Source organism: Kitasatospora sp. A2-31, from assembly GCF_022288725.1.
Lineage (GTDB): Bacteria > Actinomycetota > Actinomycetes > Streptomycetales > Streptomycetaceae > Kitasatospora.
The window spans coordinates 239,144-255,687 of the sequence record NZ_JAKNTA010000006.1 but is presented as its reverse complement, the minus strand read 5'-3'; the positions used below and the strand labels follow the sequence as shown (position 1 = coordinate 255,687).

The 16,544-nt window shown below is 70.6% G+C and carries 10 protein-coding genes, 1 rRNA gene, 3 pseudogenes and 1 other annotated feature; of the genes and pseudogenes, 11 read left to right on the top strand and 3 right to left on the bottom strand.

The annotated features are described in order from the left end of the window. Positions 1-38: 38 nt before the first annotated feature. Entirely contained in the window at positions 39-245 is a 207-nt protein-coding gene (locus tag MCM47_RS19080) for a hypothetical protein (protein ID WP_374209165.1), read from the bottom strand. A 426-nt stretch (positions 246-671) separates the two neighbouring features. Here MCM47_RS19080 and MCM47_RS19075 point away from each other — a divergent pair, with 426 nt between their 5' ends. The 9 genes and pseudogenes from MCM47_RS19075 to MCM47_RS19040 all read left to right on the top strand — a co-directional run bounded on the left by MCM47_RS19075 (position 672) and on the right by MCM47_RS19040 (position 8,783). Then, complete coding sequence (locus tag MCM47_RS19075) at positions 672-944, top strand: WhiB family transcriptional regulator (protein WP_238862849.1); 273 nt, start codon at positions 672-674, stop codon at positions 942-944. A gap of 339 nt (positions 945-1,283) precedes the next feature. Then, a complete protein-coding gene (locus MCM47_RS19070) occupies positions 1,284-4,040 on the top strand; it encodes a glycosyltransferase family 2 protein (RefSeq protein ID WP_238862848.1) in 2,757 nt (918 codons plus the stop codon). A 6-nt stretch (positions 4,041-4,046) separates the two neighbouring features. Further along, positions 4,047-4,841: a DUF5719 family protein gene (locus MCM47_RS19065; RefSeq protein ID WP_238862847.1), complete on the top strand. Its 795-nt coding sequence runs from the start codon at positions 4,047-4,049 to the stop codon at positions 4,839-4,841. Between the two features lie 164 nt (positions 4,842-5,005). Beyond that, positions 5,006-5,137 (top strand): annotated as a pseudogene (locus MCM47_RS19060) (DUF3499 family protein); the annotation flags it as partial. Positions 5,138-5,286: 149 nt separating this feature from the next. Next, positions 5,287-5,635, top strand: a pseudogene (gene manB, locus MCM47_RS19055) (phosphomannomutase/phosphoglucomutase); the annotation flags it as partial. A gap of 26 nt (positions 5,636-5,661) precedes the next feature. Next, positions 5,662-5,844, top strand: a complete 183-nt coding sequence (locus MCM47_RS44040; protein WP_374209176.1) for a Trm112 family protein — start codon at positions 5,662-5,664, stop codon at positions 5,842-5,844. Between the two features lie 165 nt (positions 5,845-6,009). Continuing rightward, positions 6,010-6,468 (top strand): SIS domain-containing protein, encoded by a 459-nt coding sequence (locus MCM47_RS43320; protein WP_374209175.1) that lies wholly within the window; start codon positions 6,010-6,012, stop codon positions 6,466-6,468. Beyond that, on the top strand, positions 6,465-7,967 hold the full coding sequence (gene ahcY / locus MCM47_RS19045; protein WP_238862846.1) for an adenosylhomocysteinase: 1,503 nt from the start codon (positions 6,465-6,467) through the stop codon (positions 7,965-7,967). Before MCM47_RS43320 ends, ahcY begins: the two co-directional genes overlap by 4 nt. A 180-nt stretch (positions 7,968-8,147) precedes the next feature. Further along, positions 8,148-8,783, top strand: coding sequence for a hypothetical protein (locus tag MCM47_RS19040; RefSeq protein ID WP_238862845.1), 636 nt, complete (start codon positions 8,148-8,150; stop codon positions 8,781-8,783). Between the two features lie 8 nt (positions 8,784-8,791). Here MCM47_RS19040 and MCM47_RS19035 read toward each other — a convergent pair whose 3' ends face one another. After that, positions 8,792-9,829 carry an RDD family protein gene (locus tag MCM47_RS19035; RefSeq protein WP_238862844.1) on the bottom strand — a complete coding sequence of 346 codons (1,038 nt, stop codon included), beginning with the start codon at positions 9,827-9,829 and terminating at the stop codon, positions 8,792-8,794. Positions 9,830-10,151: 322 nt separating this feature from the next. On the opposite strand from MCM47_RS19035, the pseudogene MCM47_RS19030 reads away from it, so the two are divergent. After that, positions 10,152-11,151 (top strand): annotated as a pseudogene (locus tag MCM47_RS19030) (stage II sporulation protein M). A gap of 795 nt (positions 11,152-11,946) precedes the next feature. Continuing rightward, positions 11,947-14,579: a sequence feature (most likely nonfunctional fraction of RNA operon), on the top strand. Between the two features lie 80 nt (positions 14,580-14,659). Continuing rightward, positions 14,660-14,776 (top strand): 5S ribosomal RNA (rrf, locus tag MCM47_RS19025). 449 nt (positions 14,777-15,225) lie between these two features. Here rrf and MCM47_RS19020 read toward each other — a convergent pair. After that, entirely contained in the window at positions 15,226-16,536 is a 1,311-nt protein-coding gene (locus MCM47_RS19020) for a DUF58 domain-containing protein (RefSeq protein ID WP_238862843.1), read from the bottom strand. Positions 16,537-16,544: the final 8 nt, after the last annotated feature.

The window sequence follows — 16,544 nt, the reverse complement described above, 5'->3', positions numbered from 1 at the left end:
TCAGCCCGACCGTCGACCGACCGCGCCGGGGCCCGCGCTCAGTGGGCCTCGGCCTGCTCGGGGGCGTGCTCGGGGGCGTGCCCGGGGTGCTGCTCGGGGACGGCGGGGGCGCCGTACCGGTTCATCTCGGTCAGGCCCGGCGTGTAGAGGTGGACGGAGACCGCGGGCTCCAGCGCGGCGTTGACGACCTCGTGCAGGTAGCCGGCGGAGAACACCCGCTGCCCACCGGGGCTCAGGGTGCGCACGCCCTCACCCGTCGCGCTCTGACATGGGGGAAAGGAGACCGCACCCGAGGGGCCGGTGTCAACTCCGGAGCCGGGGCAATCGGGCCTTATAGGTCATGAACCACACGATGGGGTGATAAATCACCCTCTAGGTTTCGACGAGAAGATCGCCGGGAAGCAGGCCGATGACCGGCCTGTGACGGTGACTGCGGGTCACTCGGCGGGTGGTTGCGAATGGTTCGAAGCGATCCGGTCGGAAAGTCCGATCTGTCCGGATATGTACACTATTCGTAACGGCTTGGTGCCGGGGAGTGAATCCTGGCCCCAATACCAGAGCTCGGCTTGACTGGGCCAGAGTGACGCAACTGTAATTTCACTCGTGTCGTCGGCCGCACGAGGCAACGGCAACCACGGGGACGCCAAATAGGGGCAGAGGAGGCGCGCCACATGAGCGAGCTCTTTGAGCTGTTGATCGGTGACGGCATCGAGGAGGACGAAGAGGAACTCGGCTGGCAGGAGCGCGCGCTGTGCGCCCAGACCGACCCCGAGTCCTTCTTCCCGGAGAAGGGCGGCTCCACCCGCGAGGCCAAGAAGGTCTGCCTCGCCTGTGAGGTCCGCTCCGAGTGCCTGGAGTACGCCCTCGCCAACGACGAGCGGTTCGGCATCTGGGGCGGCCTCTCCGAGCGCGAGCGCCGCCGGCTCAAGAAGAGCGCGGTCTGACCGGGTCGGCCCCTGACCCAGCTGACCCTGCCGAGCCTTCGACAACCGCAGAGCAGTTACGGGCGCCTCACCGCGGTGGTGGGGCGCCTTCGTGTTCCCCGGGCCCGCCCGCCGGGGGCCGTCGCGGCCCGCCCCGGGAGCTCGCGTCCACAGCCTCTCCACGGCACCGCGGACGAAGGCGCCATCCGGAGCCGTTAGTGTGGTGCGCCATCCGGTTGCCGTTCACCGGCTGTGTCCACCGAGAACTGGGGCCCGCGCACTCGATGACCGTCTACAGCCACCAGAGCGGCTTCACCGCTGCCAGGCCGCCCGCCTACCCGCGTCAACCTGGTCACCGCCGTGATCGTCTCGCACGACGGCGCCCGCTGGCTGCCGCAGGCCCTGGCCGGCCTGCTCGGCCAGGACCGCCAGGTCCAGCGGGTGCTCGCCGTCGACACCGGCTCCACCGACAACTCCCCGCAGTTGCTCGCCGACACCCTCGCCGACTGGCTGCCCGAGAGCGGTCCGACCATCCTGAGCCGCCGGGCCGGCTTCGGCACCGCCGTCGCCGAGGCCGTCTTCAACAGCCCGCCGCTGCGCCCGGAGGACCTCTCCTACCGCCTCGACCCCTCGGGGTACGACCCGGTCACCGGCGGCTGGGACGACTTCGGCGACCCGCTCGGCCACGAGGACGACCTCGGCCGCGGAGGCCCCCGCGAGACCCAGCCCGTCGAATGGCTCTGGCTGCTCCACGACGACTGCGAGCCGCAGACCGACGCCCTGCGCCGCCTGCTCCAGGTCGCCGACTCCACCCCCAGCGCCGCCGTGGTCGGCCCCAAGCTGCGCAGCTGGTACGACCGCCGCCAGCTGCTGGAGGTCGGCGTCACCATCGCCCGCTCCGGCCGCCGCTGGACCGGCCTCGACCGCCGCGAGCAGGACCAGGGCCAGCACGACCAGGTCCGCCCGGTGCTCGCCGTCTCCACCGCCGGCATGCTGGTGCGCCGCGACGTCTTCGAGGAGCTCGGCGGCTTCGACAGGGCGCTGCCGCTGATGCGCGACGACGCCGACTTCTGCTGGCGGGTCAACGCCGCCGGCCACCGCGTGGTGATCGCCCCCGACGCCGTGCTGCGGCACGCCGAGGCGGCCAGCCGCGAACGCCGCGCCATCGACTGCGCCGCCTCCCACCCGCACCGGGTGGACAAGGCCGGCGCCGTCTACACCCTGCTCGCCAACTCCAAGGGCGTGCTCTTCCCCTACGTCCTGCTCCGGCTGGTGCTCGGCACCCTGCTCCGGGTCGTCACCAACCTGCTCGGCAAGGACCCGAAGCAGGCCTTCGACGAGCTCGCCGGCCTCGGCCACGAGCTGATCCGGCTGCCCCGGCTGCTGGCCGCCCGCAAACGCCGCTCCCGGACCAGGGCGGCCGACGCGCTGGACGACCGCACGCTCTTCCCGGCGCCCGGCGCCACCGCACGGCTCGCCGTCGAAGGCGTCATCAGCTCGCTCGGCATAGGAGGCAGCGACGACTCCGGCGCCGGACGGCACGGCTCGGTCGAGGCCGGACCGGGCGACGAGGACGCCGAGGACCTGGTCGTCGAGCAGTTCGCGCTGATCAAGAAGCTGGCCCGGCGCCCGGCACCGGTGCTGTTCGCCGCCCTGCTGGTCTTCGCCCTGGTCGCCTGCCGGAGCCTGCTCGGCAGCGGCGACCTCTTCGGCGGCGCGCTGCTGCCCGCCACCGGCGGCGCCGGCGGCCTCTGGTCGATGTACGCGGACGCCTGGCACCCCGTCGGCACCGGCTCCACCTCCGCCGCCCCGCCCTACCTCGGCGTGCTGGCAGTGCTCTCCTGGATGCTGTTCGACCACGCCGACCTCGCGGTCACCCTGCTGGTCGTCCTCGCGGTCCCGCTGGCCGCCGTCAGCGCCTACCTGGTCTCCCGGCCGCTGATCGACTCCAAGCTGGTCCGCGCCTGGGCCGCCGCGGCGTACGCGCTGCTGCCCGCCGCCACCGGCGCGCTCGCCCAGGGCCGGATCGGCACCGCCGTCCTCGCCGTGCTGCTGCCGCCGCTGGCCCGCGCCGCCGCGATCACCGCCGGCCTCGGCATCCGCGCCGAGAGCGCGGCCAAGGGCGCCCGGCCCGGCTGGCGCCCGGTCTGGATGACCGTCCTGCTGCTCACCCTGGCCACCGCCTTCGTCCCGCTGGCCTGGGCGCTGGCCGTGCCGCTCTCCCTGGCCGCACTGGTCGCCGCGGTGGTGCGCGGCGGGGCGTTCGGCTCCGGCGGGACCGCGCTGCGCCTGCTCGGGCTGCGCGTCCTGGTGATCCTCGCCGTCCCGGTGCTGGTGCTCGCACCCTGGTCGCTGCAGGTGCTGACGCACCCCCAGCGGCTGCTGATGGAGGCCGGCCTGCCCGGGCTGCACGGCGGCGGCGCGAGCGCGCTCGGCCTGGTCCTGGTCAACCCCGGTGGAGCCGGCGTGCCGCCGGTCTGGCTCTCGGCGGGCATCGTGCTCGCCGCGCTGGCCGCCCTGCTGCGCGCCGACCGCCGCCGCGCGGTGCTGGCGGCCTGGGGCGCGGCCGGCGCCGGCCTGGTCTTCACGGTCGTGGTGGCCGGTCTCTCGGTGACCCCCGCCTCCGGCGGCCCGGCCGTGCCCGCGTGGTCCGGCCCGGCCTCCCTGCTGGCCGGCGTCGCCCTGCTGGCCGCCGCCGCGATCGGCGCCGACGGCGCCAACGCCCGTGTGGCCGGCATCGCCTTCGGCTGGCGCCAGCCGGTCGCCGCGCTCGTGCTGGCCGCCGCCGTGCTGGCCCCGATCGGCACCGGCGTCTGGTGGGCCGTCACCGGCGCGGACGGCCCGCTGCACCGGGGCCGGTCCGCCCAGGTGCCCGCCTTCATCGCCGAGGAGGCCGGCACCACGGACCGCTCCCGCACCCTGGCCGTCACCGGCGACCCCAAGGGCGGTTCGCTACACTCGCGAGGGCCTGAACAAGGTCGTCGGCAGCCTGCTCGCCGGATCCGGCGCCGACCAGGCCGGCGCCCTGGCCGGCTACGGCATCGCCTACGTGCTGGTGGACCAGCCGGCGATCACCGCGTTCAAGGACGTCCTGGACACCACCCCCGGCCGGGCTGACCCGCGATGAAGAAGCCCGCGTTCAAGAAGCGGTCGAAGGCCGCCGACGAGCCCCTGGGCCCGGCCGACGACGCCTTCGGCGGCGTCGAGGAGACGGACGGTCCCGGGGCGTACGGGAGCACCGGCGCCGGCGCCGACACCGCCGGCGCCCGCCTGGTGGTCTGGGCGCCGCCGGAGGACGACGCCGACCTGAAGATCCAGCTCTCCGGCAAGAACGGCTGGTTCACCCCGGCCGGCAACGAGTCGATCCACGTCAAGGCCGGCATGGTGGCCGCGGTCGACCTCGGCAAGGTCACCCGCGAGGAGGTGGCCGGCCTGCGGCTGTCGCCCAGCGACGACAAGCACCCCACCCCGATCGTGGCCGGTCTGCGGGTCGACCGCGCCGCCCAGAACGGCAAGTCGGACGCAGCCTGGCTCTCCGGCACCGTCCCGGTCGGTGCCCGGGCCACCGTGGCCGACAACCGCGGCGGGGGTGCCTCGACGCTCTTCCTGACCTCCACCGGCGAGGCCGCCACCGTCCGGGTCACCGCCTCGGCGGGCAGTGGCGGCGGCACCCCCCCCCAGGAGGTCCAGCTGCCGGCCGGCGGCACGGTCGCCCTCCCGGCGCCCGAGCCGGCCGGCCTGAAGGACACCTTCGCACTCACCGTGGAGACCGTCTCCGGCGGCCCGGTCGCGGCCGCCCGGATGCTCGCGATCACCACCAAGGACGTGCCGATGTTCACCGTCCAGTCGCTGCGCGACGACCGCAGCACCGTCAAGGTGCCGCGGGCCGCCCAGGATCCGGGCATCGTCCTGCGCTGACCGCGCGCCGACGCCGAGGGGCGGCACCCGGGCCACCGGGTGCCGCCCCTCGGGCGTACGCGCGGACGCCCCGCCCGCGCCGCGCCGCTCCTCGGATCAGTACGCGCACGTAGTCGTCGAACAACTCGGAGCGGGTGAGCGAGATCGGCACCTGCGGAGGTGCCAGCGGGCCGCGCGGCTGGGAGGTGGTCCGGCTCGCAGCCGAAGCCGGCCCGCTGCGGCGGAGCAGCGACGACCTCGAAGCGCTCGCCAACGCCGTCCGCGAGGCCGCGCGACCGCAGACTCCCCGTCAGGGCCGTTGGGCCCCCCCGCCCCGAACCCGCCGTTCCCTGCCTGCCGGTACGCTGCCCACCTGTCCGGGTGCCGAGCGGCGCCGTGCGCGGACGTATCGTGACCATGGGCGACCAGCCCACCGATCCAGACAGAGAACCAGGGTGGAGCCGCAGTGCGCGACCTCAAGCAGCTCGTGAAGGCGTACGACGTACGAGGCGTGGTCCCGGACCAGTGGGACGAGAGCCTCGCGCGCGCCTTCGGCGCCGCGTTCACGCAGGTCACCGGAGCGACCGCGATCGTGGTCGGCCACGACATGCGGCCCTCCTCGCCGTCGCTCAGCCGGGCCTTCGCCGAGGGCGCCGCCGCCTACGGCGCCGACGTGGTCGAGATCGGCCTCTGCTCGACCGACCAGCTCTACTACGCCAGCGGCAAGCTCGACCTGCCCGGCGCGATGTTCACCGCCAGCCACAACCCGGCCCAGTACAACGGCATCAAGCTCTGCCGGGCCGGCGGGGCACCGCCGTGCCACCCCTCCGACACCCCCGCCATCCGAGACTGGGAGCCCGAACGCCATGAACTGGTCTGCCCGCAGTGCCGGGCCGCGCTCACCGAGGGCGGCACCGAGGACCACCCCGAGCTGGTCTGCACCGGTGCGGACTGCGGCCTGGCGTACCCCGTCCGCGACGGCATTCCGGTGCTGCTGGTGGACGAGGCCCGCCGCCCGGCCTGATCCTGGGGGCGGGACACCTGCACCCCCACCCCGCAGCCCCTCAGCGCCCAGCCAGCAGCCGGAGGCCCGCCGCATGCTCGACGACACCCTGCTCGACGACCCGGCCGCCCTCCAGCGCGCCGACCACGCCCGGACGCCGCGGCGTACACCAACCCGGCCAAGGGCCTGGCGGCCCGGCTGGCCGGCACCGTCCCGCTGCTCTGGGCCGAGGGCCCGGTCGCCGGGGCGGCCGCCGTCCGGTTCGCCGCCCAGCTCGCCGACCGGGCCGGCCGTCCGGCGCTGTCCGGGCTGCTGCCGCAGGCCCTCGTCGCGCACCGCGGCATGTTCACCGGGCAGCTCGGCGCCGGAGCCGACCCTGACGACTTCTTCCGCGACCGGGTCGAGGAGCCGGACCCGCTGCACCTGCAGGTGCTGCTGCTGCGGCACGTCCCGGAGGCGAACGGTGCAGGCGGTGCCGGAGGTGCCGGCGGGGGGCGCGCAGCTTCGGCGCGAGCCGGGCGCACCGGCTGGCCGCGGCCCACGACGTCCGGCTCACCGAGTACGCCAGCGCCCGGTCCGAGCCGCTGCACGCCGACCTCGTCCGTCTACCTCGGGCTCGCGGCGGAGGGACCCTCCCGAGCATGAGCACCGAAGGCGGTACCAAGGCCCTGGTGGCGGCCCTGTCCGCGAACCTGGGCATCGCGGCCGGCAAGTTCGTGGCCTTCGCGTTCTCCGGGCGCGAGCGCTACGTCTACGCCTTCCTGGTCTCGATCGTGCTGTTCAGCGTCGGTGGCATGTTCGCCGTCTACGAGGGCTACGAGAAGATCGTCCACCCGCACGAGCTGGAGAACTGGTACTGGCCGGTCGGCGTGCTGGTCTCCGCCGTGCTGATCGAGACCCTGACGGCCCTCGGTGCCGAGGTCCGCTGGTGCTCCTGCAACATCTTCTCCACCCAGGACCACGCCGCCGCCGCCATCGCGGTCGGCCCGAACGGCACCCCGGAGAACCCGCAGGGCGTGCCGGTCTTCGCCTGGAAGGGCGAGACCCTGGAGGAGTACTGGTGGTGCACCGAGCAGGCGCTCACCTGGCCGAACGGCCAGACCCCGAACATGATCCTGGACGACGGCGGTGACGCCACCCTGCTGATCCACAAGGGCGTCGAGTTCGAGAAGGCCGGCGCCGCGCCGGACCCGGCCACCGCGGACAACGACGAGTTCCGGATCATCCTGGAGCTGCTCAACCGCACCCTGACCGAGACCCCGAACAAGTGGACCGAGGTCGCCGCCACCATCAAGGGCGTGACCGAGGAGACCACCACCGGTGTCCACCGCCTGTACGAGATGCACCGCGACGGCAAGCTGCTGTTCCCGGCGATCAACGTCAACGACTCGGTCACCAAGTCGAAGTTCGACAACAAGTACGGCTGCCGCCACTCGCTGATCGACGGCATCAACCGCGCCACCGACGTCCTGATCGGCGGCAAGGTCGCGGTGGTCTGCGGCTACGGCGACGTCGGCAAGGGCTGCGCCGAGTCGCTGCGCGGCCAGGGCGCCCGCGTCATCGTCACCGAGATCGACCCGATCTGCGCGCTCCAGGCGGCGATGGACGGCTACCAGGTCGCGACCCTGGACGACGTCGTCGAGACGGCCGACATCTTCATCACCACGACCGGCAACAAGGACATCATCCTGGCCTCCCACATGGAGCGGATGAAGCACCAGGCCATCGTCGGCAACATCGGCCACTTCGACAACGAGATCGACATGGCCGGCCTGGCGAAGCTCCCGGGCGTCGTGAAGACCGAGGTCAAGCCGCAGGTCCACGAGTGGCGCAAGGCCGACGGCCGCACCATCATCGTGCTCTCCGAGGGCCGCCTGCTGAACCTGGGCAACGCGACCGGCCACCCGTCGTTCGTGATGTCCAACTCCTTCGCCAACCAGACGATCGCGCAGATCGAGCTGTTCACGAAGACCGAGCAGTACCCGATCGGCGTCTACGTGCTGCCGAAGCACCTGGACGAGAAGGTCGCCCGCCTGCACCTCGACGCGCTGGGCGTGAAGCTGACCACCCTGACCCAGGAGCAGGCCGACTACATCGGCGTCCCGGTCGAGGGCCCGTACAAGCCGGAGCAGTACCGCTACTGATCCGGACGCGCCCGTCCGGACGCCGGTCCGGACGCGCTGGTCGAAAGCCGGTGGCCGGCACCCCTGGGCGGGTGCCGGCCACCGGCGCGTCCGGGGCCGGGTCGTGCCCTCCGATGCGGCCGCCCGCCCGGACGTCGGTTGGGTGCCGATCGGCGGAGATCGTCGACGTAGGCTTCGGGCATGCCCAACGGCCGGTACTCGCTCCACGACACCCACAACCACGTGCTGCTCGGCGAGGAGCGCTTCAGCTGCGCCCCCGGCGCGGCCGGCTGGCGGTACGTCTCGAAGACGTACGGCCCGCAGGGGCAGGTGCTCGGCACGTGCGACCTGACGCTGGACTCCCGGGCCCGACCGCTGCGGATGGAGCTGCGCGCCGGTGGCTGGCAGGTCCGGGGCGGCGCGGTGGACGGCGTGGCCTGGGTCCGCACCGCCGCTGCCGACCCGGCCGGAGGTGACGCGGCGGAGGGCCACGACCGCGCCCACGGCTTCGCGGGCCGCTCGCCCGGCTTCCTGGTCGCCACGGCGCGACTGTTGCGGCTGCGGGAGGGCGCGAGCGCGCGGGTGCGTCTGGTGGCGTTCACGGAGCCGGTGCTCGCTCCGCGCACGTTCGACCAGGGCTGGCTGCTGGAGGGCGTGGACACCCACGAGACGGACACCGGCCCGCTGCTGGTCGAGCGGTACCAGGTGGCGGATCTGGAGACGGGGGAGCAGCAGGTGGTCCACCTGGCCGGTGACGTGGTGCTGGCCGCGGCCGGGGTGGAGCTGGAGGAGCTGGAGTCACCGCCGAACGCCTGGCCTGCGGAGTTCGGCGGATAGCGCGGGGATCAGGCGGGCGGCACGAAGCCGGTGCTGCTGGCCGGGGCGGTGGTGGGGCCGGTGTTCCGGCCGGTCGACGGACCGGTGGCTGGCCCGGGGGCGGGTGCCGACGGTGCGGCGGGGGCCGGCGCGGGGGCCGGGGCCGGGGTCTGCACCGGAGCATGGGGCGCCGAGGGCATCGGGGGCAGCTGAGGCATCTGGGGCATCTGCGGAGTCGGGCCGGGCCCGGTCTGAGGGGGCTGGGGATGGGCCTGAGCCTGGGGACGGGCCTGCTGGAACGCCTGGCTCTGGGCCCGGGTCCACTCGCGCCGCTGCCGCTCGGTCAGCACCGCACCCAGGTATGCCGCCGGGTGCAGCCCGTACGGGACCGGGTGGCCGGTGCGCGCGGCCAGGTCGTCGGCGAGCCGGGCGGACATCTGGTGCGCGACCGCCGGGTCCAGCTGGCCCACCCGGCCGAGCAGTTGCCGGATCGCCAGCCAGAGCGGCTCCGGTACGGCGGAGAGGTCCAGCGCGACCAGCTCGCCCCCGATGGCCTGCAGCAGCTGCGGGTGCACCGGCGGCAGCGCCGCCGCCGCACCGCTGCCGCCCGGGACGCGCTCGCGGACCACCAGCGTGCCGGCGAAGACGTCGCCCAGCCGCCGGCCGTCCGCCGACACCGCGGAGCAGATGGCCGCCGGCACCCCGCTCAGCACGATGATCTCGAAGAAGCCCACCAGGGCGCGGACCAGCGCGTGCCGGAACCGCACGGGCCCGCCGTCGGTGCGCACCACGCGCAGACCGAGGGCGGCCTTCCCGAGCGAGCGCCCGCGGGTGAGGGTCTCGACCATGACGGGCACCGCGACCATGAAGAAGACGGTCAGCCCGATCATGAGGGCGGCGAGGGCCGCCGGGTCGAGGTCGACGAGGGCGACGCTGAGCGTCAGGGTGCACACCAGCAGGGCGGCGAGCTCGACGGTCAGGTCCAGCCCGATCGCCAGGGCACGACTCGGAAGCTTCGCCGTGCGCAGGCCGAGGACGACCGCCTCACCCGTCACCAGGTCGCTCAAGACACCCGTCCGTTCCCATCGGTGGTTCGTGGCCCGCGGATCGTGGGCCGCGGTGCCCAGGTCGCGGTGCACGGTTCGCGGTTCGTGGCGGAGAGCGTCCGCCGGATCGCCCCCTGCGGCCCCCGTCATCGCAGTCGTCAACATACGGGGCTCCCCGGCCACTCGGGAAGGGAGGTCCCGGGCGGAACGAACCGGGCCGGTCGAACCGACCGGTCCCACCCGCGCCGAACCCCCCGGTGCCGGTGCCGGTGCCCTGGCATGCTGGGCCCACCTGTCCGCACCCGCCTGCCCGCGCGCCCTGCGCCGACCATGGAGCCGCCGAATGGACCTGGACGTCTTCGTCGCTACCCACCAGGGGGAGTGGGCCCGGCTGGACGCCCTCGCCAGGACCCGCCGGCTCACCGGCGAGGAGGCGGACGAGCTGGTCACCCTCTACCAGCGCGCCACCGGCCACCTCGCCAAGGTCCAGGCCGCCGCCCCCGACCCGACGCTGGAGGGCCGCCTGACCGGCCTGGTCTCCCGGGCCCGGGACGCGGTCACCGGAAGCCGTACCAGCGGCTGGCATGACATCGCCCGCTACTACGCGGTGAGCTTCCCGGCCGCGCTCTACCGCGCGCGCCGCTGGTGGCTGTCGGTAGCCCTCGTCTCGCTGTTCGGCACCGCCCTGATCGCCTGGTGGATGGCGAATCACCCCGAGGTCCGGAACAGCCTGGTCAGCCCGGAGGCGCTGCACCAGCTGACCATGCCCGGCGGCGAGTTCGAGGCCTACTACTCGGAGCACCCCGCGAGTTCGTTCGCGGCCCAGGTCTGGACGAACAACGCCTGGATCGCGGTGCAGTGCCTGGTCTTCGGCGTCGCGCTGGGCATTCCCGTTCTCTACGTGCTCTGGAGCAACGTCCTCAACCTCGGTGTCGGCATCGGTCTCATGGCCTCCGCCGGCCGGCTCGACGTCTTCCTCGGCCTGTTGATCCCGCACGGCCTGCTGGAACTGACCGCCGTCTTCGTGGCCGGCGGCCTGGGCCTGCGGCTGGGCTGGACCGTGATCGACCCCGGCCCTCGCACCCGGGCGACCGCGCTGGCCGAGCAGGGCCGGTCGATCGTCGGGATGGGGATCGGCCTCGCGACGGTCCTGGCCGTGGCCGGCGCCCTGGAAGCCTTCGTGACCCCGTCGGGCCTCCCCACGTGGGCGCGGATCTCGATCGGTGCGCTGGTCGAGGTGGCGTTCCTGCTCTACGCCCTCGTGTGGGGAGGCCGCGGCGACCGGGGAGACCGGCGACCTGGACGCGGCAGACCGGGCGGACCTGCAGCCGGTCGCGGCCTGAGCCGATGTGATCAACATGCCCCTGAGCTGCTACTCTTCTCGCATCCCGGCCAAACCATTGACGTGGCGAGGGTGGGCTAGTAGGTTTGAACGGTTGGGACAGGTTGGACAACGACCTGGTCCAGGCGTTAGTGTCTACGACACCGCCGAATCGAGGTGAGTGCGCTCCAAGAATGCGCACCCTCCGCGTAAGGCAAATCCCGGAACTGAGCACACCGAAAGCTTTGATAGGCTTCGGAGCGAAGTCGAAGGAAATCCCTCCAGCGGGAATTCAGAGAAACAAACGCCGGTAAGAACGGCCGCGAGGATCTGATAAGCTGGGAACACGAAAGAACGAAGCGCCCGGGCCCTATTCCGGTGGTTGCCGTGCCGCTCAACGCGAGTGTGCCGCCTGCAGCTCTTAATCGAGCACAGTCGGGCAAGCATTCACGGAGAGTTTGATCCTGGCTCAGGACGAACGCTGGAACCAGGTGATGCTAAAGCCGTGAAGCCAAGGTAGCCGTACCGGAAGGTGCGGCTGGATCACCTCCTTTCTAAGGAGCACATAGCAGCTTCGGGCGAACGTCCCGGAGTGCTCGCTCATGGGTGGAACGTTGACTATTCGGCACAGTTCAGACGATGTCTCCTAGTACTGCTTCGGCGTGGAAGAGAGTTCATGGTGTGGGTGTGTCGGGCACGTTGTTGGGTCCTGAGGGAACGGCCGTAAGGCTGTTGCTTCAGAGTCGCCGGTCCCATGCTTGTTCAGGTGGGTGACTGGTCGTTGTTTGAGAACTGCACAGTGGACGCGAGCATCTGTGGCCAAGTTTTTAAGGGCGCACGGTGGATGCCTTGGCACCAGGAACCGATGAAGGACGTGGGAGGCCGCGATAGGCCCCGGGGTGGGAGCGTCGTCAGTGGGCTTGCCTGCTGGCCGTGACTGCGTGCCTTTTGAAGAATGAGCCTGCGAGTTTGCGGTGTGTAGCGAGGTTAACCCGTGTGGGGTAGCCGTAGCGAAAGCGAGTCCGAATAGGGCGGTTGAGTTGCATGCCCAAGACCCGAAGCGGAGTGATCTAGCCATGGGCAGGTTGAAGCGCGGGTAAGACCGTGTGGAGGACCGAACCCACCGCGTGCCAAAAGTCAACGCCAGATATGTTGACATCCCCGGCCTCAGATTCTCTGGGGTTGGAGATTCCTTTTGAAATAACACAGCGAGGACGCAGTGCGCGGGGCCGCCCTATTCCGGTGGTTGCCGTGCCGCTCAACGCGAGTGTGCCGCCTGCAGCTCTTAATCGAGCACAGTCGGGCAAGCATTCACGGAGAGTTTGATCCTGGCTCAGGACGAACGCTGGCGGCGTGCTTAACACATGCAAGTCGAACGGTGAAGCCCTTCGGGGTGGATCAGTGGCGAACGGGTGAGTAACACGTGGGCAATCTGCCCTGCACTCTGGGACAAGCCCTGGAAACGGGGTCTAATACCGGATATGACCTTCCTCCGCATGGGGGTTGGTGGAAAGCTCCGGCGGTGCAGGATGAGCCCGCGGCCTATCAGCTTGTTGGTGGGGTAATGGCCTACCAAGGCGACGACGGGTAGCCGGCCTGAGAGGGCGACCGGCCACACTGGGACTGAGACACGGCCCAGACTCCTACGGGAGGCAGCAGTGGGGAATATTGCACAATGGGCGAAAGCCTGATGCAGCGACGCCGCGTGAGGGATGACGGCCTTCGGGTTGTAAACCTCTTTCAGCAGGGAAGAAGCGCAAGTGACGGTACCTGCAGAAGAAGCACCGGCTAACTACGTGCCAGCAGCCGCGGTAATACGTAGGGTGCGAGCGTTGTCCGGAATTATTGGGCGTAAAGAGCTCGTAGGCGGCCTGTCGCGTCGGATGTGAAAGCCCGGGGCTTAACCCCGGGTCTGCATTCGATACGGGCAGGCTAGAGTGTGGTAGGGGAGATTAGGTGAGCGATGGGGTGACGCAGGAAGGTAGTCCAGCCCGGGCGGTGGTTGTCCCGGGGTAAGGGTGTAGGCCGTGAGGTAGGCAAATCCGCCTCACATTAAGGCTGAGACCTGATGCCGAGCCGATTGTGGCGAAGTGGATGATCCTATGCTGTCGAGAAAAGCCTCTAGCGAGTTTCATGGCGGCCCGTACCCCAAACCGACTCAGGTGGTCAGGTAGAGAATACCGAGGCGTTCGGGTGAACTATGGTTAAGGAACTCGGCAAAATGCCCCCGTAACTTCGGGAGAAGGGGGGCCATTCCTGGTGACGAGTCTTGCACTCCGAGCTGGGGGTGGCCGCAGAGACCAGCGAGAAGCGACTGTTTACTAAAAACACAGGTCCGTGCGAAGCCGTAAGGCGATGTATACGGACTGACGCCTGCCCGGTGCTGGAACGTTAAGGGGACCGGTTAGCTAGAGTTCGCTCTGGCGAAGCTGAGAACTTAAGCGCCAGTAAACGGCGGTGGTAACTATAACCATCCTAAGGTAGCGAAATTCCTTGTCGGGTAAGTTCCGACCTGCACGAATGGCGTAACGACTTCTCGACTGTCTCAACCATAGGCCCGGTGAAATTGCATTACGAGTAAAGATGCTCGTTTCGCGCAGCAGGACGGAAAGACCCCGGGACCTTTACTATAGCTTGATATTGGTGTTCGGTTCGGCTTGTGTAGGATAGGTGGGAGACTGTGAAGCAGCAACGCCAGTTGTTGTGGAGTCGTCGTTGAAATACCACTCTGGTCGTGCTGGATGTCTAACCTGGGTCCGTGATCCGGATCAGGGACAGTGTCTGGTGGGTAGTTTAACTGGGGCGGTTGCCTCCTAAAGGGTAACGGAGGCGCCCAAAGGTTCCCTCAGCCTGGTTGGCAATCAGGTGTTGAGTGTAAGTGCACAAGGGAGCTTGACTGTGAGACTGACGGGTCGAGCAGGTACGAAAGTAGGGACTAGTGATCCGGCGGTGGCTTGTGGAAGCGCCGTCGCTCAACGGATAAAAGGTACCCCGGGGATAACAGGCTGATCTTCCCCAAGAGTCCATATCGACGGGATGGTTTGGCACCTCGATGTCGGCTCGTCGCATCCTGGGGCTGGAGTAGGTCCCAAGGGTTGGGCTGTTCGCCCATTAAAGCGGTACGCGAGCTGGGTTTAGAACGTCGTGAGACAGTTCGGTCCCTATCCGCTGTGCGCGTAGGAGTGTTGAGAAGGGCTGTCCCTAGTACGAGAGGACCGGGACGGACGAACCTCTGGTGTGCCAGTTGTTCTGCCAAGGGCATGGCTGGTTGGCTACGTTCGGGAGGGATAACCGCTGAAAGCATCTAAGCGGGAAGCCTGCTTCGAGATGAGCACTCCCACCTCCTTGAGAGGGTAAGGCTCCCAGTAGACGACTGGGTTGATAGGCCGGATATGGAAGCCCTGTGAGGGGTGGAGTTGACCGGTACTAATAGGCCGAGGGCTTGTCCTCAGTTGCTCGCGTCCACTGTGTTGTTCTGAAACAACGACCCCCACCGCTCTGCGGGTGGGTGGCGGATAGTTTCATAGTGTTTCGGTGGTCATAGCGTGAGGGAAACGCCCGGTTACATTCCGAACCCGGAAGCTAAGCCTCACAGCGCCGATGGTACTGCAGGGGGGACCCTGTGGGAGAGTAGGACGCCGCCGAACAATTCTTCTGAAGAACCCCCATCCGGATTCCCGGATGGGGGTTCTTCGCATTTCCGGGGACTGTCCCGCGCTGGCGGAGATAGGTGCTCGGGCCGACCAGCTCGACAGGGGGGCCTGCAAAGGCGGCCCCGGGGCGACCGGGCGGGGCCAGGTCCCTCTGCAGGACGTTGAACGTATGGACGCCGGCTCCTCGTGCACTCCCAGGTGCCCGGAACAGCCGGCGTCGAACTCCTGTCGGCTCCGACGGGAGTTCAGTGGCACGTGAGAAGGCATCCATGGGCCGCCTGAACTCACGGAACACACCGCCGTCCTCCGCCCACGCCGTCCTCCGCCCACGCCGTCCGCCACGCCGTCCTCGACTCACACAGGGCCCCAGCCGACCCGGGCCTGCACAAGAGCCCCGCTGCACTGCGCAGCGGGGCTCTGGCGGGTCGGCGGACGGTTGCCGGTCAGAGTCGGCCGGCGGCCTTGAGGGCGAGGTAGGCGTCGGCGAGGGCCGGAGCCACCGAGGCGGGCGGGGCGTCGAGGACGGTGATGCCCTGGCGGGTGAGACGGTCGGCCGTGCGGCGGCGGTCGGCGCGGGTCTGCTCGGCGGCGGCCGCGCCGTACACGGCCTCGACGGTGCCGCGGCCGGCGGCCAACTCGTCCAGGCGGGGGTCGGAGACCGAGGCGAGGACGACCTCGTGGCGCTTGGTGAGCATCGGCAGCAGGGGGAGCAGGCCGTCCTCCACGGGAGCCGCGTCGAGACCCGTGAGCAGGACGATCAGCGAGCGGTGCGGTGCCATCTTCAGTGCGGTGGCGACCACCGACCGCATGTCCGTCTCGTAGAGGGCGGGCTCCAGGACGGCCATCGCGTTGGTGAAGGCCGGCAGGACCTCGCTGGGGGACCGCCTCGCCACGGAGACGCGCTTGCGCAGGTCGTGGGCGAGCAGGTCGACCCGGTCGCCCGCCTTGGTGGCGAGCGCGGTGAGCAGCAGCGCGGCGTCGAGCGAGGCGTCCAGGCGCGGGGCGTCGCCGACCCGCCCGGCGGAGGTGCGGCCGGTGTCGAGGACGATCAGGATGTGGCGGTCGCGTTCGGGGCGCCAGGTGCGGACCGCGACGGTGTGCCGGCGGGCGCTGGCGCGCCAGTCGATGGAGCGGACGTCGTCGCCGGCGAGGTACTCGCGCAGCGAGTCGAACTCGGTTCCCTGGCCGCGGGTCAGTACGGAGGTGCGACCGTCGAGTTCGCGGAGCCGGGCGAGCCGGGAGGGCAGGTGCTTGCGGCTGTTGAACGGGGGCAGGGCGCGGACCGTCCAGGGGACGACGTGCGAGCCCTGACGGCCGGCCAGGCCGAGTGGGCCGAGGGAGCGGACCGTGACCTTGTGGGCGTGGTGGTCGCCGCGCCGGGCCGGAGTGAGGACTGTGGTGACGCGGCGCCGCTCGTGGCCGGGGATGCGCAGGCTGTGCCGGGAGGCGGCGAGCTCGGTGCCGGGGCGCCAGGCGGACGGGGCCCAGGCGTCGCGGATGCGGGCACGGAGTGCGCGGCCGGAGGCGTTGGTGACGGTCAGTTCGACCGACGCGGGCTCACCTAGGCGGACGTTGGTGTCGCCGCCGCGGGCGAGCCGGAGGCTGCGGACCGGGGCGGCGAGCACCAGATCGACGACGACGGCGAGCAGGACGGTGCCGGTGACGGCGGCGAGGCCGGCCGCGGACGGCAGGAGCAGGCCCACGACGAGCGCACCGAGTGCGGCGAGGAGGGCGGTACGCCCGGTGAGGGCCATGCGTTGCG